This window comes from Planktotalea arctica, assembly GCF_002105285.1.
Classification (GTDB): Bacteria; Pseudomonadota; Alphaproteobacteria; order Rhodobacterales; family Rhodobacteraceae; genus Planktotalea; species Planktotalea arctica.
This window is the reverse complement of record NZ_MUHR01000004.1, coordinates 59,233-80,230: the sequence shown is the minus strand read 5'-3', so window position 1 is coordinate 80,230 and position 20,998 is coordinate 59,233. Positions and strand designations below refer to the sequence as shown.

The following is a 20,998-nucleotide window of genomic DNA, read 5'->3' as shown; positions in this document are numbered from 1 at the left end:
GGTTTTCCGTCTTTCAAGAAAATTGCGCAGGATCACCGCGAAGCGGCCTTGCAGGAAGCGCCCAAACAGGCCCCTGCCCGCCAACCTTCAACGGCACTTTGATACGATGTGCATCGCCCCAGCCCGTCGCCTCAATGCGCGCGCTGGAATCACTAGCCGCCAACACAATCGCGCCGCTTTCAACCTGCGCGCAAGGATGCTGCATCAACAAATGCGCCGTGCGCGCCAATGACACTTTTGCCGAACGCACACGCCCCGCGCGCCGCTGCGCCAGAGCCTCCAAAACACAAGCCGCCATCAGATAGCCCGTCCCATGATCCAGCGCCTGCACAGGCAGTGGGACAGGTTTGTCCGCCCCCGCCTCCAACATCCCGTGCACGGCAATCCCGCAGCTCATCTGCACGAGGCTGTCAAACCCGCGCCGTTCCCGCCAAGGCCCGCCCCACCCATAGGCGTTCAGCCGCACGTCGATCAAATTCGGGTTGAGTGCACGGCGCACGCCGTCACCAAGTCCAAGCCGCTCCAAAGCATCCGCACGATACCCATGCACAAACACATCCGCCTCGCGCAGCAGCACTTTCAACCGCGCCAAATCCCTCGACTGCTTCAAATCCAAACCAGCGCAGCGCTTACCCAGCGTGACTTCCATCTCCACGCTCGTCTCGTTCCAGCTTGGCGGATCGATGCGCAAGACCTGCGCCCCAAAGCCTGCCAGAAACCGCGTTGCAACCGGCCCTGCCAAAACCCGCGTGAGATCAAGCACCTTGGTGCCCCGCAAACCAGCGCGCGCATCAGGCGCACATTCCCCATGATCCTCCCAATGCACCAAAGGCTCTGCCGCGACCGCCCTGCCCTGCGGATGCTCTCCCCAATCCTCAGCGCTGCGCATCTGTGCCGCGCAGCCATTGGCCGCCACAACCGCGCACTCCAATTCCGCACCGTTCCAGCCAGCAATCACCTCGGCAACAGCCGCGCGCTCCGCTGGCACGTGCAGAACCGACAAGGCCGCAACGCGGTGATGCGGCGCACTGGTGTGCAAACGAATCCATCCATCCTTGCACGCATAGTTCCCCGCAACCGCATCCCAAAGCGAGGGCACTTGCCAACCAATAGGCCGCAGCGTCATATCAAACCAGAGCGAGGCAAACCGCCGATCCACCGCCACTGCGCCGCCCTGCAAACGCGCAAAAGCGGTCCCAGCCAGTCCAATCGTCGCTTCTGCAAAATCGGAGGTCTTGTAGACCGAGGGCAAACGCCCCTCTCCTGTCACGCCATAGGGCGCAGCCGGTTCGCTAAAAACAGCAGCGCAAAGTTGATCCCAAAACGGATTACCCATGCGGAAACGCTTTTGCCAAGATCCCCGCCGTTTCCAAAGCCGCGCGTACCGCTCGGGCAATCTCCACGGCCTCGGGCGTATCACCGTGCATGCAAATCGTGTCGATACGCGCGTCGATCCTTTTACCGCTTTCGGTGATAATTGCGCCCTCTTGCACCATCGCCACCATCCGCTTGGCTGCCAGATGCGCGTCATGGATCACCGCGCCCTTGAACCTTCGGTCCACCAGTGTTGCATCATCGTTATAAGCGCGATCCGCAAAAATCTCCGCTGCAAAATTTGCACCAAGACTTTCAGCCGCACGCTGCTGCGCTGTCCCCGCCAGCACCATCACATAAAGATCAGGATCAATGTCCAGCGCCGCTGAGTAGCACACCTTCGCCATCTCCTGATCTTCCGAGGTCATGTTTCCAAGAGCGCCGTGCAACTTCACATGGCGCATCTCGCCGCCCGCCACACGCGCCATGCCCTGCGCCGCGCTCACCTGATAACTCACCGCATTGGCCAGTTGATCCAGCGGCATCTGGATGCGATAGCGCCCGAAACCGCGCAGATCGGGAAAACCCGGGTGCGCGCCGATGCCCACACCGTTCTTCACGGCCAGCGCCATGGTCTCGGCCATCACATCAGGATCGCCCGCATGAAAGCCGCAAGCAATATTGGCAGAGGTTACAATTTTGAGCAAATCGGCATCACGCCCCATGATCCAAGGTCCAAAGCTCTCGCCCATATCCGCATTCAAATCGACGGTTCGTGTCATTCCTCATCTCCCGCAATTGCGCCGCTGATCAATTGATAAGACAGCAAATTATTCATCTGGCTCGGGTTGCGCAAAATCGGCGCGCACGCTCTGCCCAAAGCCGCGCGCGCCTTGTGCTCTGCCAGTTCCGCTGCGATCCCCTCTTGGCGCGTGATCATGGTGAATCGCAGGCTCGTCCCCGGCACGGCCTGCGCCACGCGCGGCAGATCGCATGGCAAGATCGCGGCAATCCTCGGGTAGCCCCCCGTGGTCTGGCAATCCGCAAGCAGCGCATAGGGCGCGCCTTGCCCCGGCACCTGAATATCCCCCGCGATCACCGTCTCGGACGGGATCGACTGACCGCCCTCCAGCGCGAAACTCTCGGCGCACTCCAGCGCAACACCTTGACGGTTACCTTGGTTCGAGCGGGTGAAGTCCGCCGCTTGGAACCGCTCTAAAACCTCTGCACCAAAGAGGTCCGTATGCGCCGTCGCCACGATCCTGATTGGCCCCACGCGTTGGCGAGTCTCTCGCAAGGCCAGCCCAACACGCTTCGCTTTGCTATCCTTGCCAATCGCCAGCAGATCACCCGCTTGCACAACATGCCCAAGGCGCGATGCGCGATGCGTACTGGCCGAACCAAGAAAATGCGGCGTGTCGAAACCGCCTCCAACGCCAAGGTAGCCATAAACCCCGTTCAACGCCGCGCCGATATCAAGTACCTGCCCCGCCTCCATGCGGTGCACCGCACCCCACAAAAGCGCAGCCCCATCAAGGCTCGCCGCCATCTTGGCACCGCTCAGCGCAATGCGCAGCGGGCCATCGCAAGTGAACCGCCCACCCGTGCCCGCCATTTCAAGAACCGCGCTCTGTTCACCCAAAAGCGCCCAGATTTCTGTCAGCGCGCGCACGTCCGCCGCCCCACCACGCGACAGACCGCTGGCAAGCGTGCCGCTCCAACCGCCGTCCTGCACCGTCACTGCAGGTCCAGCGCGCTGGACGATCAGCGCGCTCATGTCAGCGCTTCGCATGTCGCACCACCAAAGCCGTCGCTCGCTCCCGCCAGCGCGTCTATTTCTATGCGCCCCACCACTGCGAATTGCACCAGATCACCCGCACGAAACGCAAACGGCTCCGGACGATCCACCTTGAAATCATGAAACTGCGTATCGCCAATATGGCGCCAGCCCGTCGGCGTATCATTAGCGAAAATCACCAACTGGCTCACCGCAGCCACCAGTGCGCACGCAGGCACGTTCGGGGTAATTCCGCCGAGACGTGGAAAATTCCAACGCTCCGGAAGATTGCCTAGATAGGGCTGACCCGGCGCAAAGCCAAGTGTCAGCACACGCACTTGCGTTTGTGTGATTTCTGCAATCGCTGCGCGCTCGCTCAACCCGACCAGCTTCGCCGTCTCGGCCAAGTCCGGTCCATCAAAACAACAGGGGATCGTCCAAATGCGCCCCGCCGCTGATTTTGGCACGAACCAATCCTGTGCGCGCATTTCGGCCTCGATGCTTTGAGACGTGCGCTCCACATCCCCAAAAATGTCGAGCCGCAAGTAAACCGCGGTCAGCGAAGGTGCGCTTTCCAAAACGCCGTCCAGATCGGCGGTACTTACGTGTGCGTGAAACGCCAGCGCAGCGCGATTAACCTTTTCCGTCACCGTTGCGCCAAAGCGCACCAAAACGCCATCGACGCCAATGTAGGACAGATTCGGAAAAGCAGTTTGCTGAGTCATTTCAAGTCCGTCGCGGTTACTGTGCCACTGCATCATGCAGACCCACAATTCACAAGGGGGGCGGTGATTCGCCTGCTTTGCCGTGTCCATGAGAGTTTTACGCAATCAAGCTTTACTCGACGCAGTGCACGGACAATTTGGATTTTATTTATCTTTTCAAAGGCTTAAGTAAAAGATGTAAACATCCAGACTTCAGAAAAACACAGCACCCCCAAGCCAAAGCACAGAATGTCTTGCACTAAACATGGCTTTCGCGGCATTAATGGTTCAAACACAACGTATAAGGGATCAGAATCGATCTCAGAGGCAGTTAGTACAAGAAACCAGCATCGCCCTATCAAAGGGCGGGCAAAGACGTAGACCGACCACGCCATTCATCTTGCGCAAACTAGCGTTCGACGTTTGGCCTTGGCGCATCTGCACACGAGCAAGGACCAAGGCGATGACATAAAGCCCGCATAAAAACCGCCCTAAAAGAAAGGGCTTTGAGCGGCGGCAACCACTCAAAGCCCGGAACGAACAGCTTTCGCTATCACGCTTTTCCTATGGCCTTGATAGCAGAATGCCAGAATCACCGCAAGCTTTACGCTTCGGGGAACAGGAAAAATATGGCGTCTTTACATGAATTCGATCCGGCACGAGGCTATGTCGCGCTACCCTCTGATATAATGGACATTGAGATGAGCCCCGGCGCGTTTCGTCTACTAGTAGAACTCTGCCGCATGGCAAATCGTACTGGAGAGTGTTGGCCCTCGCTTGGTCAACTGAGCGTCCGAATCGGGCGTTCTAAAGCTGCGATATCCGGCTACATCACAGAACTGCGCGCACTCGAATTGGTGCAGACCCTGTCGCAGCGTATGGCCAATGGGTATAACTACCGTCTCAAATACTGCGTAACCTTCTGGAAGGATTGGCGCGCAAATCTTACGACACAGCCCATCCCCGCGCCCATTCAGAAAGATGAATGCAGCGTTCAGCCAACTGAATGCAGAGTAAACTCTAAAAACCATATCCATAAAAAACAAAAACCTTCTAAAAAATTGGAAACGATTTCTGAAACGCCCGAATTGGTGTCTGTTTTTACTAAATGGTCTGATTTGGCAAAAGCTGCACCCTTCCCTGACTTCAACGCTCCAGTACCTTGTGCCTTGCTAGAAGAAACTAGGAATATTGTTAGCTCAAGGCTGCCTTCACCGCTTGAAAAGAAAGTGATTGAGGCAAGCCTCACGACTCTTTGGGCGTCACTTCGCGTATTCTGTGATCCGAATGAATTAAAGGTGCAAAGCATTACCCTTGCCAAAGGCGGCATCACTGAAACTGGTTTGTCGGCCTTCGTGAAGACCGTCCGCGCGGCGTGGCAGCCTCATTGGCGTAAACCACCGAGCGCACCGCAATTTGATGAGTTGCGAACCGCAGCAGGTGCATCAAACCGTAGCGAAGCAATGCATCGCGTGTTAAAACAATATCTGCACCGGTGGGAATTATCGCAAAAGAAGTTGCAACGCAGCGCCCAATCACCCAGTTTGGCGGTCAAACAGGCGGCTTGATCCTGCAGAACGTTCCTTTCAAACCCTATATCCGCGGATATATTTCATATGGCCTACGGCAATTTCGAACAATTCATCCGCAACATGACCCGAGTCATGGGCAGTGTGAACACAAAACTTCAGCGCGATTTAACCTTGCGCACCCGTGTTGCACGCCGTTTTTCCATGACAGAGGTGGCTGAGCTATTATCAGTTGATGTTACTTATCTAGCGCGTGTCTCGAATGAAGAATCTGACTTCCCGGAGGGCGAAAAAATCGGCCGCGAGCGCACGTTCTCGCCCTCTGAAATCATGCTTGTCCGTTCACTGATAGGTTCCAACAAAAGCGCGCGGCGTCAGCATCTGCATTGGCGTAAACCAGGTGAGCCCGTTAAGGTCGTCACCTTTGGAGCGCAAAAAGGTGGCACTGGCAAAAGTTTGTCTGCGGCGCATTTCGCGCAATATGTTAACCTGTTCTATGGCCTGCGCGTTGGCGTCATCGATGCCGACCCACAGGCAACCGTCAGTCTGTATTTTGCCGATGAAGCCCTGCCGTTGTTTCAGCCAGATACGCCAACTCTTGCAGACTTCATGGGCGTCGATGATCCGGGCGCGGAGACCCTAAATACCCCCTCCCCTGATGCGTTGAACGCTATTTGGCAGCCGACGCCTTGGCCTGGTATCAAACTTATTCCAGGGGGCGCAAACATCCAGAACGGCGATATCAGTCTGTTCTTTCTCTCGCGTCAGTCACAGATACCGGTCTACCGTATCCTCAAAGAGGCGATTGCAAGCTGGGACAGCGCGCATGGTGCCAAAACGAACGCCGCCGATCTGCGGCGTGCGGATGGATCATTTGATCTTATCGCTTACGAGCAAGCCTTGGATGAAACGGTGGATGTTATCGTAATCGACCAGCAGCCATCGTTAACACTGATGCAACTCAATGGTTTGATCGCGGCTGATACGGTGGTGATTCCGCAGACCATGAAGGGCTTCGATCTTGCGACGCTGTCCACATATGTTTCTAACATCGGTGAATACCTGGAATTCATTATGGGATTCGAGGGAGATATCGAAATAGGCAAAGGCGAACATGTGGTCTTGCCCACGATCGTGCAGGAGCAGAACAATCAGGACACGGACCAAATCTTAGACCTCTATCGCCGCGCTCCACGTGAGATTATGCAGGTCTGGTACAACCGTTCTGATGCGATTGCCAATGCCTCTGAGGAGTACAAAAGCATCTACGAGTATCTGCCGCCGAAATCGCGCCGCACCTCTGCGCGCGCTTTTATGACCAATGCAAACGCGGTGAATGACGCGTTGGTTCAAAGGGTCTGGCCGGAGCTTCCAGAGCGTGGCTTTGCCGCTCAATTCATTAAAGATCGTTGGAGTTAAGACATGGCTAAGAAACGTAAACTTGACGCTGGATTGCCCCCTCTTGAGGAGGAAGTCCAAACCGTTGCGCCAGCAACGAAACCTGCGATGGGCGGCATGTGGGCAGGTTCTGCTATGAACTTGCTCAAACAGCGGATTGACGACACCCATGGCTCGCTTCTTTCAGGTATTTTAAATGGCACTGTTGCGCTCTCACTTGATCCGGAACAGGTGGTTGATACAGCAGGTAGTGATCGCTTTGGTGCCTGGAGTAATGATGATGATTTTGAGGCGCTGAAGGCGAACATCTCGCGGCGTGGTCAAACACAGCCTATCCGCATTCGTCCATTGACCGCTGATTGGGCACCAAATCCTGATGCCCCGCTGGAAACCGACGCCTTGTTTACGGTGCAATCGGGCCGGCGTAGGTTGGAAGTGTGCCGTCAACTTGGGCTTCCGGTGCTTGCAATCCTTTCGACGGAAATGGGGGACGTAGCGCTCGCGGACCTTGAAGAGCGCTTTCACGAGAATACGATGCGCAAAGATCTGAGTGGTTTTGAAGAGTTGCTCTCTATCGGTCTTTTAGCCGAGAGCCTGTCTGATTTGACACAGGAGGAAGTTGCGCAGCGCTTGAGCGTGGCGCAGGGAGATGTGTCGCTTGGGCTTGCTTGCGTGCTGTTGCGCGACCGGATTTTGGCCGAGGTGGACGTTGTGAACACGCCAAAGCGTGCGTACCGCTCGATTATTCCCAAACTCAAACGTGGTAAGGTTACTGAGGCGAAGCCGAAGGTGGATGCCAAGCTCGGGTCCTTTGCGCAGGGTGGTATATCCGTGGATATAAAATCTGCGCAGGGCGGTTTCACAATCAAGGCCAAAGGCAACGGGCTTGGTGAAATGGAACCTCAAAAGCTAGCTGAAGATTTTTCGCGATATTTGGCGTCGCGGATGGCGACGCGCAGTTGATCAGCACCTTTGGGCAGATGCCCGACGGGCGCGCCGTACACAGTGTCGCGATCGGCGAGGGGCGGTTGAAGGTTCAGGTGCTCAGCTATGGCGCGAGCGTGCAAAGCGTGCTGTTTAATGGTGCACAAATGGTTGTCGGCAGCGAGCGGTTTGAGCCGTATCTGGGACCGCTGAAATATGCGGGCGCGGTGGTCGGCAGGGTCGCCAACCGGATTGCCGGTGCGCGCGCAATGATTGATGGGGTTGCCAGTAGTCTGGACGCGAACGAGCCAAACGGTGCCTGTCTGCACGGTGGTTCTGACGGGGCAGGGCAGTTGATCTGGACGATCTTGGATCACAGCGCGGCGCAGGTGACATTGACGCTGCATCTGCCCGATGGGCACATGGGCTTTCCTGGCGCGCTGGATGTGCAAGCACGCTACCGCGTCGAGGCAGAGGTGCTGCGCTTGGAGATCACGGCGACAAGCGATGCAGATACGCTGTGCAGTTTTGCGCCACACGGCTATTGGAATCTCTCGGGTGAAGCGAACATCGACGCCCATGAGTTGCGCATCGCGGCTGAGCATTTCCTGCCTGTTGATGCTGCGCTGATCCCGACGGGGGAGGTTGCGCCGCTCAAGAAGAGCGCTTTTGATTTTAGCCAAGCGAGGGCGATTGGCGGTGCTGGGATTGATCACAATTTCTGCCTGAGCCGCGCGCGTGCGCCGCTGTGTGCGGTGGTGTGGCTACACAGCCCCAAAAGCGGCGTGACGCTGGAAGTGGCGAGTACGGAGACGGGGGTGCAGATTTATGACGGGCGGCACTTGCGCCTCGCGCGCGCAGGGCTGGCGATCGAGCCGCAGGTCTGGCCTGACGCGGTGAACCAGACCGGCTTTCCCAGCATGACACTGCGCAAGGGAGAGACCTATCGCGTCACGTCTGAATTCAGACTCCACACTGCGGATTAGAGACTACAACGCCCGCATGCCGATGCGCACGGCGCGGTTGGGATTCTGCTTGAGGATATGCTCGCCCAAGGATTTGGCCAGCTCTGTGTGTCCCTTGTCCACCGCCTTGTTGAACAACTCGCGTTGATAACGCGGCGATGTTTTACGGGTGCGCAGGAGTTTGTAATAATCCTCGCTGCTTAAGCTTCCATCAAGCGCGCCAAGGATAATGGGCGAAAGGATTCCCATCTGGTTGAGCGATGAGCCAAGGCGATGCCCCAGTAGCGGCGCGCGCAAGTGTTGCACGTTCTTGCCGGTGAAGCGCGCGGCGTGCTGGGCATCGAGCGGCTCGTAAGGATCATAGAGGATCGAGACCCTGTTCGCCGCTTTAGAGACTTTGGCAGCATCGCCATACTTGCCATTGAAGTCGCGGTCCCAGACCACCTTGTAGCGGCTCTCCCACGGGACAACAGACTTGTCCACGGTGCTTTGCGGGGAGATCGCGACAACATCACAGCCCGGCGCAGCGGGGGAGAAGGCACAGGCGGCATAACCGCCCATGGAAGCACCGTAAAATACCACGCGCCGAAACTGTTTGAAGAAGCCTTCTTTTTGCAATTGATCGAACTGATCCGAGACCCACTGCTCGCGATACCATGTCCAGCCACCAGCCAGTACGCCCAGCATGGACCAGCCCTGATCCTTGATGAAGCTATAGCCCCAAGGGCGGCGATCTTCGCGTTTGGTCATGGCAATATCAAGATTGTCGAAAGTCACAACCAATGTATCAGTCGAGCGTGGCATGTAGAGGAAGCTGTGCCCATTGGTGCCGGGGCGATACCAGCCATCTTTGCCAGCCAGCTCGGCGGCGAGCCTGTCCCAGCTTCCCTCCGGATCGGTGACTTCAGGAGGTTTTGGCGTCATGCGCACGCGGGTGACTTCGCCGTCATCGGTTTCGCGGGTCGAAAGTGCGGTGTTGGAGCCATAGCGATTGAGAAAGGGAAAGCCGCCTGAACCTTTGCGCACGTCCATAAAGACGCGGGTGTCGGAATGCAGACATCTATCCATAAATTTTTCGAGAAATGGCACTTTGTAGCGATCACCGTAGCCGTCAAGGTTGCACAGCACATCGACCGTGCGTAGGTCTTTTTCATCGCGAATGATTTTGATGCGATCTTCCTCTACGTCATGTTCGAGTAGGAATTTGATGTAGGCTTTCAGCCAGTCCTCATCGCCCTCTTTGAACTTGCCGCGCCGATTGGCGTTGATCAGATGGATGTCGCAGTCGAACTTGTGATGCGTCGCCAAAACAAAGCTGCGTGCGGTGCCGGTCAGGTCGGCGATGGAGGCGACTTCGCTTAGGTCCAGATCATCAATGAGCGCGCCGTCGAACGTTGTGTTGCCCCGCCCTTTGATTGGAGCGAGGGCAGGGTTGATGCCGTGCTTGTTTACCAGCTTCTCGAGGTAGCTTTTCTTGGGTGGTAGGCCATCGTGGATTTTGCCGAGCTGGCGTTTGTTCGAGGCCCAAAGATGCAGCGCGGTGGTGTCATCGGTGATTAATCCAGCGGCCAGTTCCGCACCGCGCATGAATTTGAAACGCTCGCGGAAGGTGACGGGATAAAAGGCGTTAAGGCCTTGGACATGTTCCTCAAGGCCAAGTTCGTGCACATAGTGGGTGATCATCATCGGCCCCCAAACGCCCCAGGGCTGTTCGGTGATATGCACAGGTTTGCCGCGTTTTGCCATGCGGCGCATGGTTTGTTGTCGTTTCTTTGGCAGAAACGATGCGATAGAGTAGCGATCATCGGTAAATTCGATCATCTGGCGCAAAATCTCACTATCGCTTGGCATCCCGAGCACGGCGTTGTTGACGCGGTGCTCGCCGGGCAACTCATAGCCGAAAACATAATCGCTGTCGTACTCCATGGGGCGGTGGCAATAGACGTCCGTGTCGATCCAGATCATGCTGGGACATTGCTGGATCATGTGCAGACGGAACCAGTCGGCAAAGAGCGCATAGCTGTTTTTCTGCTCGTATTTGATGAAATCATCGGTGTCGATAATCTCGCGACCATCGCGGCGGATAACGCCGTCTGGCACGTTCGGGATGTCTTCATAACTGAACAGTGTGATCCTTTGCCCCTTGTCCACGAAGGACTTGAGGCAAAGCTGTTCCATCCAGCTGAGCGGGCCGCCGATCCAGAGTGTTCCGACTTCGCGTGTGCGCGTCATACCGTGCTTCCTCATGCCTGTTGCCCCCGTTCAGGGTGGCTTATTTTGTCCCACCCTAGGGTCTTGCGTGGTGTTTGTGTACCATCAGATCACAAATGAAGGGAATCTATGTGCACGCGCTTCGCGCACCAAAATTAGTGGTTGCACTAATTTGCTATCCAAAGATACTACCTATAACGATCCAAAGATAGCAGTTTTGTTGGTGGGGCAAATATGAGCACTGATACCCATACCGTCGTCTCGACGATGAAGAACGAAGGCCCCTATATTCTGGATTGGGTGGCACATTACAAAACCCTCGGGTTTGATCATATCTTGGTCTGCACCAATGATTGCACCGACCCGACGGTCGATATTCTGCTGCGTTTGCAAGAGATGGGTCATGTGATCCAGCACAACACCATTGTGCGCAAGGCGGGGATTCATCGCTCGGCGCTGCGTCAGGCCTCGCGTAGATATGACGAGGTGATGAAGGCGAAATGGGTCTTCGTGTGCGATGTGGACGAGTACCTGAATATCCACATCGGCGATGGATCGGCGCGTGCTTTGGTAGAGGGATCTGGGGAAGATGCGGATGTGATTTCCGTGCCATGGCGCATTTTTGGGCCCGATGGCATCGAAGAATTGAAGGACGCGCCCGTGACCGAGCAGTTCCGCATGGGCGAATTTGAGTGGGACGAGAAAGAGCGTCCAACGACAGGCAAATTTGTCAAATCCATCTACACCAATCAGGATAAGTTTCAGCGCATGGGCTTGCACGCGCCAGTGTCTTTGGATGAGCATGTGGCAAACACCAAACGTGTGTTGCCTGGTGGCGCGGATTATGTGGTTAACGGTGAGCGCACAGAAAACCCACCGCTGTTCACGCATGCACAGGTGAACCACTATGCGCTGCGCTCAATGGAGAGTTTTTTGATTAAGCGCGCGCGCGGGCGGGCCAACCATTCGAGCCATGTGCTTGGCATGGATTATTGGAACAAATTCAATCTGAACGATGAAAAAGACACTTCGATTGATCGTTACAAAAAGGCGAGCGATAAATGGGTGAAAGAGTTCAAGGCGGATAAGTTCCTGGGCGAATTGCATGAAAAAGCGGTCGCCTGGCACAAGCGCAAAGCGGCAGCGATGAAGATGGACCCGGAGATGGACGAGTTGACCGCAGGTTTGCAGAAAAGCGTGAAGGGTTAGCGCAAATTTGTGAACAATACGTTCAAAATTGCCATACTGTCGCCATAAAGGCCGATGAAACATGATCCTGAAAAAGCGGGGGACTACCCTGCGACAGGCAGGACATTTGACATGACAGAGTCTCCCTATTCAGGACTGGAGCCGCGCGCCTTTTGGAGTAGCGGTGTCGCAGAGAAAAGTCCGTTGGCGATGGACGATCTTTATCACCGCAAATTCGGCATCCGTAAAAGCGAAGCGATTGCCACGGCGGGCAGTTGTTTTGCTCAGCATATTGCGCGCAATCTTAAAGGGCGCAGTTTCAATGTGATGCAGATGGAGCCTGCGCCAGCGGGCCTGAGCGAGCAGAGCGCCAAGGACCGTAGCTTTGGTATTTATACTTGCCGTTTCGGCAACATCTACACCCCCGCGCAGCTACTGCAACTCGCGCGCGAGGCGCTGGACGGCCTCGCTCCTGCAGAGCCGATCTGGGAAAAGAACGGACGTTTCTATGATGCGCAGCGCCCCGGCGTTGAGCCAAACGGTTGGGCCACCGCCGAAGAGGCAATGCTTGCGCGACGGTTCCATCTGCGCAACGTGGCGGAGATGTTCATGGAGATGGATGTGTTTGTGTTTACATTCGGTTTGACGGAAGCGTGGATTCACCGCGAAACTGGCACGGTCTATCCGACGGCACCCGGCAATATTGCAGGCGCGTTTGATCCCGAGGTCTATGCGTTTCACAATTATACGCACAGCGAAACGATTGATGCGTTTTCCAGTTTCCTCAAGCTGATGCGCGCCCATCGTGGACGGCGGCTCAAGTGTATCATTACGGTGTCGCCCGTGCCTTTGACAGCAACGGCCTGCGGCGATCATGTTTTAAGCGCCAGCACCTATTCCAAATCGGTCCTGCGCGGTGTTTGCGGAGAGCTAAGCCAGCGTAACAAGATGATCGACTATTACCCGTCGTATGAGCTGATCACTGCGCCCTCCTCGCGCGGGATATTCTATGAGCGCAACTTGCGATCCGTCTCTGCACCAGGCGTGGAAAACGCGATGCGCGTGTTCCTGAACGAGCATGACCCACGCGGCGGCGCGACTACACCGCAACAGGCGACCAAAGACCATGAGCGGGAGCAAGCGGGCGATGATCTGGTCTGCGAAGAAATCCTTCTGGAGGCGTTTAACAAATGACATCCAATTTATGCGTTATCGGGAATTCCCATGTGGCGGCCCTCAAAGATGGCTGGCCGCCTCTGGATGGCCTCGCACATCATGTGCGCGCTGATTTCTTCGGCTGTCTCAAGGACGGCATGAAGAGCTTTGGTGAAGTGGGTGGAAAGCTTGGCCCGTGCGAGCCGGAGGCGGCGGCGTTCTTCAAGGGGATTTCCATGACAGGCGATTTCGTCGTGCCGGAACAGTATGAGGCTTTCGTGCTCACGGGGATGAAATTTTTCCCGAACTACCTGTTTCGCAACTATGCAGATTTCGCAACGCCGAGCACGAATAACCACGCTTTTGCACGACAGTTCGTGAGTGATGAAACGCTGATCGAGGCGCTTTGGGACGAGCTCAAAGACGGGATGATGTTGCACACGGCGCGCACGCTGCGCGCCCATACCGATGCGCCGATCTTCATCGTGTGGCAGCCGTTTCTGAGCGAAGTTCTGATGCAGATTGGATGGCGCGAGGCGCTGTATAGCCCGATTATCGAAGCGGTGGATGGTGCATTCATAACGCGCATTATGGCAGGGCTTGATCAGCATCTGGAGGCAGAGGGTTTCCAGATTTTGCGCCAACCTCAGGAAACGATCAAGGACGGGGTGATGACGGATCAGCGATATTCCGAGGGCTCCAAGCAGTTTCGCGAGGGCGGTGGCGGCGAGCACCGCGCGCTGGATGTGTTTCACATGAATGCGGCCTTTGGGCGTGCATGTTGGGAGCACTGGTTCTCGAAAGGCGCTTTGCGCCGCGCTTTTCCTACGTTAGCGTATAAAGAAAACGAACAGGCGGCCGCATAATGGATAGACCGGAATTAACGTTCACAGCTGATGTTGGTGCACTTGTGCGCAAGCATTACGAGGTAGCGGATGTGATTTTGGAATACGGCAGTGGTGGATCAACTGTGATGGCCTCTGAAATGCCGGGTAAGACAATTTTCTCGGTCGAAAGCTCGCGGGTCTGGACCAAGATGATGCGGGGTTGGTTTGAAGAAGCCAAACCCATTTCGATGCCTGTCATGCAGCATGTGAACATCGGCCCCACGGGGAAATGGGGTAGCCCAAAGGACGGATCAGGCTTTCAGCGCTATCACCTTTATCCGCTTTCGATCTGGGATTCAGAAGAGTTCAAGCACCCCGATGTCATTCTGGTGGACGGGCGTTTTCGTGTGGCCTGCGCACTTACTGCGATGCTGCGCAGCATCAAAAAAACCACGCTTTTGTTTGATGATTATGAGGGGCGCAAGGGCTATCATGTGATCGAGGACTACCTTGAGAAGGTGGAAACCGTCGATAACATGGCTCGCTTCGAGGTAGATGAAACGTCGCTGCCGCGCGACAAGCTGACCGAGATCATAGGGAAGTTTGCAAGCCATTTTTAGGCACGCTTACCGGTTCTGACGGGCCTCTGCCCTTAAGCTGCTTTCAGCGATTTCACGATCATAATCCGGTCTGCGGTGTTATTCGCGGCCATTACCACGGAACGCACAAAGCCCATGCCTGACATTTCGCGCACATGATCGCCAAGTTTGTGGCTGCGGATATCAAGAATGATGCGGCCGTCGGGGGCGACGTTGTGCTTGAAGAAATCCTCGTAAGTTGACCACGGGTAGTGGAAGCCGCAGGAGATGAAGCTGAAGGCATAATCAAGTTTGCTTAGTTTGCTCAGATCGTCCGCTTCGGGATTGAAAGTTGTGATCGCTGATTTCTTCACGCCGTTGGCTGCGAGAAATTTCGACGCATTGGCGAGGCTTGAATAGGCCGCGCCGGAGTCCTTGAAACCGAAGTGCCGATTGTCGTTGCTTTCGAGATCGATCAACGCGAGTTTACTGTCGTATTCCTTGGCGAGAAACAGATCGAACAAAGCGTAGCCGCAGCCGATATCGGCGATCTTCTTGGGGGCTTTGTCATCGAAGATATGGCGAAGCTGCTCGAACTCCAGATAAATGAAGGCTGCGGCGCGGCGAATGAGCGTGTCGCGGCCCATGACGCCAATCAACTCAAGAATAGGGGCATCATTGCCGCGGGTCCATGCGCGAATGTAGCGGTTATAATTCTCTTGATCTCGGATAATTTCCGACCGTTGCAAGATCAGGTTCAGCACATCACTGTTATCAAGCGCATCGGTGTTGATTTCGGTAATCTGGGGTGCATCCATGGCGGACATGGCTTGCTGAAAGGTAATCATTGGGGTGGCCTTTGTGTTTTGTGACTCATTGCCAACAATCTGTGAACAATCAATTAGGTTTGGATGACTTTGGTTACGGGATTGCCGTATAAGCAAGTAAAAAGCGCGTAGCGCGCGGAGGCTAAGAGCAGGTTTGAGTATTCTGGGCATCACTTGTATGCGCAATGATGGCGCGTATGCGCTTGAATGGATTGCACACCATTTTGCGGCCGGCTTTGATCGGATGCTGGTGCTGTCACACGGCAACACGGATGGTACGGATGCGGTGCTGGAGGGTTTGGCTGCCGATCCACGTATCGCGTATGTTTCGTTTGCCCCTAAGGGTCAAAAGTCAGTGCAATGGCAGGCGCTGAAACTGGCGCAGGATCATGCCTGGCTGGGCGCTGCGGATTGGGCGATATTCTTTGATTGCGACGAATTCCTGTGCTTGCCAAAGGGCGGAACGGTTCAGGATTTGATTTCGGCGCTGGAGGCAGAGAAAGGCGCGTTCGATGCGCTGGCGCTGCCGTGGCGGCTCTATGGCTCGGGCGGGCAGGACATGCGCACAGAGGGGCTGACGCCCGAGCGCTTTACACTGGGCGCGCCGCAGGATTTGCATTTCCCAATGGGACATTTGTTTAAGACCTTGCATCGCCCGAGCGCCTTTCGCGCTTTGGGTGTGCATCGTCCGCGCGCAAAGAAAAGCAAGCCTGCGCGCTGGCTGGGTCCGGATGGCGGTGCCTTGCCAGCGGGGTTCGCGAGCAGTGACGGCGCGATTTCGCTATATGGCATAGGGCAGGGCGCGCGCCGCGCGTGGCTGAACCACTACTCGCTGCGTTCGACAGAGGAATTTCTGGCCAAACGCGCACGCGGATTGCCCAATCACATGGAGCGCGAGATTGGCCTGACCTATTGGGCCGAGCGCAACTGGAACAATGAAGAGGCGACAGAAATATTGCCGATGCTGGAGGCGACGCGCGCTGAAATGGCTCGGTTGCCGGATGTGTCGCGTGAGGTGGCTGCGTGTGTCACGGCGCAAAGCGCGCTTTATCAAGCGACGATGGGCGATATCGAGACATTGCGCTTGCACTTCCGCCTCCGCCTTCTCACAGGAAGCACGCCGCCAAGCGCGCAAGAGGGGCGCGATTTTATGCGCGCGCAGATCGAAATTTTGCAGAAAGACAAGACATGATAGAGCGCTTACTCGCAAGCCAGACTGTCGGAGCCATCACCCTTTTGGATGCGGTCGAGGCAGAGGTTGACGGCGTGCGGCACGTCACGCTGTTCTTTGATAATGGCGTCGATCTGGTGGACATCAAAGCGCCTGAACGGGCAAAGCTGGTAGCCGAGCGCTCGGTCGGGGGCGCGCCTTATGTGAGCTATGCGATGCCGCAAAACGTTGCGTTAAGGTTCGAGTTTGCAGGCAAGCCAGTTGATATTATACCCGCTGAGGCAGAACAAGACTTGCTGGAAGGCGCGAACGCGTTGGTCGCCGTGCGCAACGGTGAGAACGCGGAAACGGTGCTGGCCTGGCTGGGCTATCACATGGAGCAGCATGGGATGAACGGTGCGGTGATCTTTGATCGCGCGCGCCCCGGCAGTGACAAAGGTTTTGCCAAAGCGCTAAAAAAAGGTGTGGCGAAACTGGGCTGCACGGTGATCTTGCTGAGCAGCGACGTGCCCTTCGGCAAACCTGATCTGCCAGCTGAAGCGAATCCGTTTTGCGTACCCGAAGCGCCCGGCAAGGACCGTATGAAAGTGCCGCCGCCCGCGCCATGGGAGGCACCATTGGGCGCGCTGTGCTATTACGAGATCACGCGTGCGCGTTTCCTTGATCAGGTGCGCGCGGTGGCTAATATCGATGTGCATGACCTGCTGATGCGCAGCGAGGTGTCGGTCTTTGATACGGCGGTCGCAGCAGAGGGCGGATTGATCGCACTGATCGGGCGGCATTGCTATCCGTGGCGCGTGCGCAACGATCACCCGACGCTGTTCGGCGATCATATATGCGTGCAATTCGATGCGGGCGGCGGGCGTCAACGCTGGTGCATCGCGCCGTCCAAAGCGCCGGTTGATGCGATCTGGCGGCTGGTGCGTATGGGCAATGCAGTGGCCGATGCCGCGTGCACCATGGGTTTCTATCGTCATATGTCGCTGCGCCACCCGAGCGAGGCGATTTCCAAGATCGTGCCGAAAACATCGCTGATCGAGCATCCGCCGCTGTTGGAGCAATCGGTGGGCTTCTGGGGTCATAACCCCGTGCGCATGCCCGAGATCGAACAAGACAGCGTGCCTAAGGGCCGGGGCCGCTGCGCGATTGTGACGACGATGAAAAACGAGGGTCCGTTCATTCTGGAGTGGCTTGCCTATCACCGCGCAATCGGGTTTGACGATATTATTGTCTACACCAACGATTGCACGGATGGCACTGATACGATGCTACAAATGCTAGAACGCAAAGGCATTGTTCAGTGGCGCGAGAACCGTTTTCGCGAGATGGATCTGAAACCGCAACACGCAGCGCTTCAGTCTGCTGAAGAGGAAGACGTGATCAAGAATTCCAAATGGGCGACTTGCATCGACGTCGACGAGTTCGTGAATATCAAGGTTGGCGATGGGACCTTGGACACGTTGTTCAAGGCTGTGCCGGACGCGAATATGATCGCGATGACATGGCGTTTGTTCGGCAATAGTGATGTACATGATTATGTCGATAGGCCGATCACCGAGCAGTTTCTGCGCTGCGCGCCCGAGTTCGCGCGCAAGCCGCATCAGGCTTGGGGGTTCAAGACGCTGTTCCAGAATATCGGGCTATTCAAAAAGCTGGGCGTGCATCGCCCCAAGGGGCTTAATCCGCAATTGTGGGAAGACATCAACTGGGTGAACGGCTCGGGCGATCCGCTGCCGCGCGAGATGTTTCGCAATGGCTGGCGCTCGACCATCGAGACCTATGGCTATGATCTGGTGCAGCTGAACCACTACGCTGTGCGCTCTGCCGAGAGTTTTCTGGTCAAGCGGGACCGTGGCCGCGTCAACCATGTGGACCGTGATCAGGGCCTCGCCTACTGGTTTCGCATGAACAATAATTACGAGGAAGAGACCTCGATCCTGAAACGCTTGCCGATGATGCGCGAAGAACTTGCGCGGCTGATGAGCGATCCCGAGATTGCCGCGGCGCACGAACATTCGGTGACATGCCACCGTGCCAAGATCGACGAGTTGAAGGCGGGCGAGAACTATTCGAAATTCTTTTCGGAGCTGACAGGCACGCGGCAGGAAAAACTGGCGCGGTTGCATGCTCATTTCGGATCGAACGTGTTTCTGTCAGGCCCGAACGTGGTGCCCGACGAGGTCGTCGCGCGCGATCCGGATGTGGAGTGGTTTTTCACGGTCGAGCTTGAGGGCGAAACGGCACATTAAAGGCCAAGCGCCTCGCGCAAAATTTTGTCCACCTGTGCGCTCATCGAGCCGCGCGCTTTGAGCGCTGCGATCACATCGGGGGCCAGCATGAGATTGACCCGGCGTTTGCGTTGTTCCGTGGGCATTGGCGGGCGTCCGCGTTTGCGCTGGCGAAGAAATATTGGTTAAGCTCGCGGGCATCTCCATTTTCGTCGATATAGGATTTAACCTCTGTCATGGATATTAACCTCTCGCTTGTTTGCTTTTTGCAAACTTATAAGCCTTAAAGCGTCGTCCCTTCGGGTCCAAACCGCAACGAAATGGCGATCTCCGATGAGGCCTATGGAGATAAAACGCCTCTCGCCATATTCGACGCGATTATCTTCGCGTGTTAAGGCTGTTGTCCAAATAGAACCTTAAATCAGCGCGAGATCGACGCGATGATGACTGAGGTTTCGCAAATACTTCGCATCATCCCATTCGTGCTTTGGCGCTTTACATACACATTTTTAATCAACATATGGTTAACGCGCTTACTTCTCCAACTGGTGCAAAGTGAGCCAGTCCGCGACGAGGGCAGGGGTTGTAGATCCCTCGATCTCGATGCTCAAGGCGTGCATTTGCAGGATCGCAGTCTCGCCCTTTGGCATGGCGCTTTTCAAAACGAACTGGCCTCTGATCCGGGTGCCTGCGCGCACGGGGGCAAGGAAGCGGACCTTGTCGAACCCGTAGTTGATCGACGCGCTTTGCCCCTCAATCGGGTGCATCACCTCATAGGCAAACGCACTGGCCATGGAGAGCGTGAGGTAGCCATGCGCGATCGTGCCGCCAAAGGGGGTTTCAGCGGCGGCGCGCGCGGGGTCGAGGTGGATGAACTGGTGGTCCTCGGTGACATCGGCGAAGGCGTCGATGCGCGCTTGGGTCATGGTGATCCAGCGCGAAGGGGGCAGGGGCGCGCCGATGTGCGCGGCCAAGTTTTTGCAAGTCTCTATCAAGGTGCTCATGGCGCGTAGCCTAGCGATCTGCTTGACACGTTCAAGCGCACAGGGCCATCTGCACCAAAGGAGATTTTCATGAGCGATTTACTCTTCTCCGCCCCATCTGTGCACACAATCGCGGTTGAGGGCGAAAGCGCGGAATTTCCCGTTCACCGCATCTTTTGCGTCGGGCGCAACTATGCGGCGCATGCGGCTGAAATGGGCAATGTGCCGGATTACGAGGCGCCGTTCTACTTTACCAAGTCCCCCGCGCATGCGGTTTCCAGCGGCGCGGTGATTCCCTATCCGCCGGGCACGCAGAACTACCATCACGAGATGGAACTGGCGGTTTTGATTGGCACGCCTGCGTTTCGGGTGTCTGAGGCGGAAGCGCTGGATGCAGTTTATGGCTATTGCTGCGCGCTGGATATGACGCGGCGTGATTTGCAAAACGACTCCAAGGCGGAGCGGCGTCCGTGGGACATGGCCAAGGATTTCGAGGCGTCGGCGGTCTTTGCACAAGCGCGCAAGGCGGCTGATTTCGGGGCGGCGAAAGAGCAGCGTATTCACTTGGAGGTCAACGGCAAGACGCGACAGGATGCCAGCCTTGCGGAGTTGATCCATTCGGTGCCTGCGATGATCGCGGATCTGTCGAAATACTACCACCTTGGCGCGGGCGATGTAATCATGACAGGCACGCCAGCGGGCGTTGGTCCGGTGGTCGCGGGTGATGTGCTGCGCGGTGGCATCGAGGGGCTTGCACCGATTGAATTAACTTTAATGGATGCTGAATAGGAGAAGATGATGATTACTAGATTGCATACAAACGTGCGCATGAGCCAAGCGGTGATCCATGGCGGTGTGGCGTATCTTGCGGGGCAGGTGAGCGAAGGCGAGAACGTGGAGGTCCAGATGAACGGTTGCCTTGCCAAGGTTGATGCGCTTTTGGAGGAGGTCGGTTCGAGCCGCGAGCATTTGCTGCAAACGACGATCTGGCTGGCGGACATGGCAGATTTTGCCGAAATGAATGCGGCCTGGGACGCGTGGGTGCCCGAGGGCCATACTCCTGCGCGCGCGACGGGTGAAGCGAAGCTGGCAACGCCAGAATTCAAGGTCGAAGTGATCGTAATTGCGGCGTTGAAGTAGAAGTGATTGTTTGTGCTTCTGAACGAAGGCCCGCCGCTGGTGGGCCTTTTGCGTTACGCGGGCAGGCCGAAAGGTTACA

Annotated in this window: 21 protein-coding genes; 12 read left to right on the top strand and 9 right to left on the bottom strand. The window is 56.3% G+C overall.

Annotation, left to right across the window (positions count from 1 at the left end):
* Positions 1-13: 13 nt before the first annotated feature.
* Genes B9P63_RS04625 through B9P63_RS04610 form a run of 4 tightly spaced genes read right to left on the bottom strand, consistent with a single transcriptional unit; the run spans position 14 to position 3,816 of the window.
* Positions 14-1,336 (bottom strand): CoA transferase, encoded by a 1,323-nt coding sequence (locus B9P63_RS04625; protein WP_085307395.1) that lies wholly within the window; start codon positions 1,334-1,336, stop codon positions 14-16.
* Positions 1,329-2,096, bottom strand: coding sequence for a LamB/YcsF family protein (locus tag B9P63_RS04620; protein ID WP_085307394.1), 768 nt, complete (start codon positions 2,094-2,096; stop codon positions 1,329-1,331). The genes B9P63_RS04625 and B9P63_RS04620 overlap by 8 nt, the downstream gene beginning before the upstream one ends.
* Positions 2,093-3,091 (bottom strand): 5-oxoprolinase subunit C family protein, encoded by a 999-nt coding sequence (locus tag B9P63_RS04615; RefSeq protein ID WP_085307393.1) that lies wholly within the window; start codon positions 3,089-3,091, stop codon positions 2,093-2,095. Before B9P63_RS04615 ends, B9P63_RS04620 begins: the two co-directional genes overlap by 4 nt.
* Positions 3,088-3,816: a 5-oxoprolinase subunit B family protein gene (locus tag B9P63_RS04610; protein ID WP_176219102.1), complete on the bottom strand. Its 729-nt coding sequence runs from the start codon at positions 3,814-3,816 to the stop codon at positions 3,088-3,090. Before B9P63_RS04610 ends, B9P63_RS04615 begins: the two co-directional genes overlap by 4 nt.
* Positions 3,817-4,301: 485 nt before the next feature.
* Here B9P63_RS04610 and B9P63_RS04605 point away from each other — a divergent pair, with 485 nt between their 5' ends.
* The 4 genes from B9P63_RS04605 to B9P63_RS04590 are packed head-to-tail and all read left to right on the top strand — an operon-like array spanning position 4,302 to position 8,632.
* On the top strand, positions 4,302-5,363 hold the full coding sequence (locus tag B9P63_RS04605) for a helix-turn-helix domain-containing protein (RefSeq protein ID WP_139816206.1): 1,062 nt from the start codon (positions 4,302-4,304) through the stop codon (positions 5,361-5,363).
* 48 nt (positions 5,364-5,411) lie between these two features.
* Positions 5,412-6,743: an AAA family ATPase gene (locus B9P63_RS04600; RefSeq protein ID WP_085307390.1), complete on the top strand. Its 1,332-nt coding sequence runs from the start codon at positions 5,412-5,414 to the stop codon at positions 6,741-6,743.
* Between the two features lie 3 nt (positions 6,744-6,746).
* Positions 6,747-7,685 carry a ParB N-terminal domain-containing protein gene (locus B9P63_RS04595; protein ID WP_085307389.1) on the top strand — a complete coding sequence of 313 codons (939 nt, stop codon included), beginning with the start codon at positions 6,747-6,749 and terminating at the stop codon, positions 7,683-7,685.
* Positions 7,682-8,632 (top strand): aldose epimerase family protein, encoded by a 951-nt coding sequence (locus tag B9P63_RS04590; RefSeq protein ID WP_085307388.1) that lies wholly within the window; start codon positions 7,682-7,684, stop codon positions 8,630-8,632. The genes B9P63_RS04595 and B9P63_RS04590 overlap by 4 nt, the downstream gene beginning before the upstream one ends.
* A gap of 3 nt (positions 8,633-8,635) precedes the next feature.
* Here the strand turns inward: B9P63_RS04590 and B9P63_RS04585 are convergent, their stop codons facing one another.
* Positions 8,636-10,843, bottom strand: coding sequence for a glycosyltransferase family 32 protein (locus tag B9P63_RS04585; protein WP_085307387.1), 2,208 nt, complete (start codon positions 10,841-10,843; stop codon positions 8,636-8,638).
* Positions 10,844-11,056: 213 nt separating this feature from the next.
* On the opposite strand from B9P63_RS04585, the gene B9P63_RS04580 reads away from it, so the two are divergent.
* The 4 genes from B9P63_RS04580 to B9P63_RS04565 all read left to right on the top strand — a co-directional run bounded on the left by B9P63_RS04580 (position 11,057) and on the right by B9P63_RS04565 (position 14,612).
* Positions 11,057-12,031 carry a glycosyltransferase family 2 protein gene (locus B9P63_RS04580; protein WP_085307386.1) on the top strand — a complete coding sequence of 325 codons (975 nt, stop codon included), beginning with the start codon at positions 11,057-11,059 and terminating at the stop codon, positions 12,029-12,031.
* A 111-nt stretch (positions 12,032-12,142) separates the two neighbouring features.
* Complete coding sequence (locus B9P63_RS04575; RefSeq protein WP_085307415.1) at positions 12,143-13,204, top strand: GSCFA domain-containing protein; 1,062 nt, start codon at positions 12,143-12,145, stop codon at positions 13,202-13,204.
* On the top strand, positions 13,201-14,031 hold the full coding sequence (locus B9P63_RS04570; RefSeq protein ID WP_139816205.1) for a hypothetical protein: 831 nt from the start codon (positions 13,201-13,203) through the stop codon (positions 14,029-14,031). The genes B9P63_RS04575 and B9P63_RS04570 overlap by 4 nt, the downstream gene beginning before the upstream one ends.
* The gene (locus B9P63_RS04565; protein ID WP_085307384.1) at positions 14,031-14,612 is read left to right on the top strand and encodes a hypothetical protein; all 582 of its coding nucleotides are present in this window, start codon (positions 14,031-14,033) and stop codon (positions 14,610-14,612) included. The genes B9P63_RS04570 and B9P63_RS04565 overlap by 1 nt, the downstream gene beginning before the upstream one ends.
* 32 nt (positions 14,613-14,644) lie before the next feature.
* Here the strand turns inward: B9P63_RS04565 and B9P63_RS04560 are convergent, their stop codons facing one another.
* Positions 14,645-15,418, bottom strand: coding sequence for a class I SAM-dependent methyltransferase (locus B9P63_RS04560; protein WP_139816204.1), 774 nt, complete (start codon positions 15,416-15,418; stop codon positions 14,645-14,647).
* A gap of 133 nt (positions 15,419-15,551) precedes the next feature.
* On the opposite strand from B9P63_RS04560, the gene B9P63_RS04555 reads away from it, so the two are divergent.
* Both B9P63_RS04555 and B9P63_RS04550 read left to right on the top strand, forming a co-directional pair.
* Entirely contained in the window at positions 15,552-16,589 is a 1,038-nt protein-coding gene (locus B9P63_RS04555) for a glycosyltransferase family 2 protein (RefSeq protein WP_139816203.1), read from the top strand.
* Positions 16,586-18,817, top strand: coding sequence for a glycosyltransferase family 2 protein (locus tag B9P63_RS04550; RefSeq protein WP_085307381.1), 2,232 nt, complete (start codon positions 16,586-16,588; stop codon positions 18,815-18,817). Before B9P63_RS04555 ends, B9P63_RS04550 begins: the two co-directional genes overlap by 4 nt.
* Here the strand turns inward: B9P63_RS04550 and B9P63_RS18980 are convergent.
* The 3 genes from B9P63_RS18980 to B9P63_RS04540 form a co-directional block, all read right to left on the bottom strand.
* Positions 18,814-18,978 carry a BrnA antitoxin family protein gene (locus B9P63_RS18980; RefSeq protein ID WP_281252304.1) on the bottom strand — a complete coding sequence of 55 codons (165 nt, stop codon included), beginning with the start codon at positions 18,976-18,978 and terminating at the stop codon, positions 18,814-18,816. The genes B9P63_RS04550 and B9P63_RS18980 overlap by 4 nt on opposite strands.
* Before the next feature lie 42 nt (positions 18,979-19,020).
* Positions 19,021-19,206, bottom strand: coding sequence for a BrnT family toxin (locus tag B9P63_RS19620; RefSeq protein WP_085307414.1), 186 nt, complete (start codon positions 19,204-19,206; stop codon positions 19,021-19,023).
* A gap of 123 nt (positions 19,207-19,329) precedes the next feature.
* Positions 19,330-19,800 carry a MaoC family dehydratase gene (locus B9P63_RS04540; RefSeq protein ID WP_085307380.1) on the bottom strand — a complete coding sequence of 157 codons (471 nt, stop codon included), beginning with the start codon at positions 19,798-19,800 and terminating at the stop codon, positions 19,330-19,332.
* Between the two features lie 69 nt (positions 19,801-19,869).
* On the opposite strand from B9P63_RS04540, the gene B9P63_RS04535 reads away from it, so the two are divergent.
* Both B9P63_RS04535 and B9P63_RS04530 read left to right on the top strand, forming a co-directional pair.
* Positions 19,870-20,568, top strand: a complete 699-nt coding sequence (locus tag B9P63_RS04535) for a fumarylacetoacetate hydrolase family protein (protein WP_085307379.1) — start codon at positions 19,870-19,872, stop codon at positions 20,566-20,568.
* Between the two features lie 9 nt (positions 20,569-20,577).
* Positions 20,578-20,919, top strand: a complete 342-nt coding sequence (locus B9P63_RS04530) for a RidA family protein (RefSeq protein ID WP_217806495.1) — start codon at positions 20,578-20,580, stop codon at positions 20,917-20,919.
* The last annotated feature ends 79 nt before the right edge of the window (positions 20,920-20,998 follow it).

Coding starts and splice junctions, on each gene's coding strand:
- B9P63_RS04540 (WP_085307380.1), bottom strand. CDS start 19,800: ATGAGCACCTTGATAGAGACTTGCAAAAACTTGGCCGCGCACATCGGC.
- B9P63_RS04575 (WP_085307415.1), top strand. CDS start 12,143: ATGACAGAGTCTCCCTATTCAGGACTGGAGCCGCGCGCCTTTTGGAGT.
- B9P63_RS04595 (WP_085307389.1), top strand. CDS start 6,747: ATGGCTAAGAAACGTAAACTTGACGCTGGATTGCCCCCTCTTGAGGAG.
- B9P63_RS04610 (WP_176219102.1), bottom strand. CDS start 3,816: ATGACTCAGCAAACTGCTTTTCCGAATCTGTCCTACATTGGCGTCGAT.
- B9P63_RS04530 (WP_217806495.1), top strand. CDS start 20,578: ATGATTACTAGATTGCATACAAACGTGCGCATGAGCCAAGCGGTGATC.
- B9P63_RS04550 (WP_085307381.1), top strand. CDS start 16,586: ATGATAGAGCGCTTACTCGCAAGCCAGACTGTCGGAGCCATCACCCTT.
- B9P63_RS04560 (WP_139816204.1), bottom strand. CDS start 15,418: ATGATTACCTTTCAGCAAGCCATGTCCGCCATGGATGCACCCCAGATT.
- B9P63_RS04615 (WP_085307393.1), bottom strand. CDS start 3,091: ATGAGCGCGCTGATCGTCCAGCGCGCTGGACCTGCAGTGACGGTGCAG.
- B9P63_RS04535 (WP_085307379.1), top strand. CDS start 19,870: ATGAGCGATTTACTCTTCTCCGCCCCATCTGTGCACACAATCGCGGTT.
- B9P63_RS04620 (WP_085307394.1), bottom strand. CDS start 2,096: ATGACACGAACCGTCGATTTGAATGCGGATATGGGCGAGAGCTTTGGA.
- B9P63_RS04625 (WP_085307395.1), bottom strand. CDS start 1,336: ATGGGTAATCCGTTTTGGGATCAACTTTGCGCTGCTGTTTTTAGCGAA.
- B9P63_RS04585 (WP_085307387.1), bottom strand. CDS start 10,843: ATGACGCGCACACGCGAAGTCGGAACACTCTGGATCGGCGGCCCGCTC.
- B9P63_RS04570 (WP_139816205.1), top strand. CDS start 13,201: ATGACATCCAATTTATGCGTTATCGGGAATTCCCATGTGGCGGCCCTC.
- B9P63_RS04565 (WP_085307384.1), top strand. CDS start 14,031: ATGGATAGACCGGAATTAACGTTCACAGCTGATGTTGGTGCACTTGTG.
- B9P63_RS04600 (WP_085307390.1), top strand. CDS start 5,412: ATGGCCTACGGCAATTTCGAACAATTCATCCGCAACATGACCCGAGTC.
- B9P63_RS04580 (WP_085307386.1), top strand. CDS start 11,057: ATGAGCACTGATACCCATACCGTCGTCTCGACGATGAAGAACGAAGGC.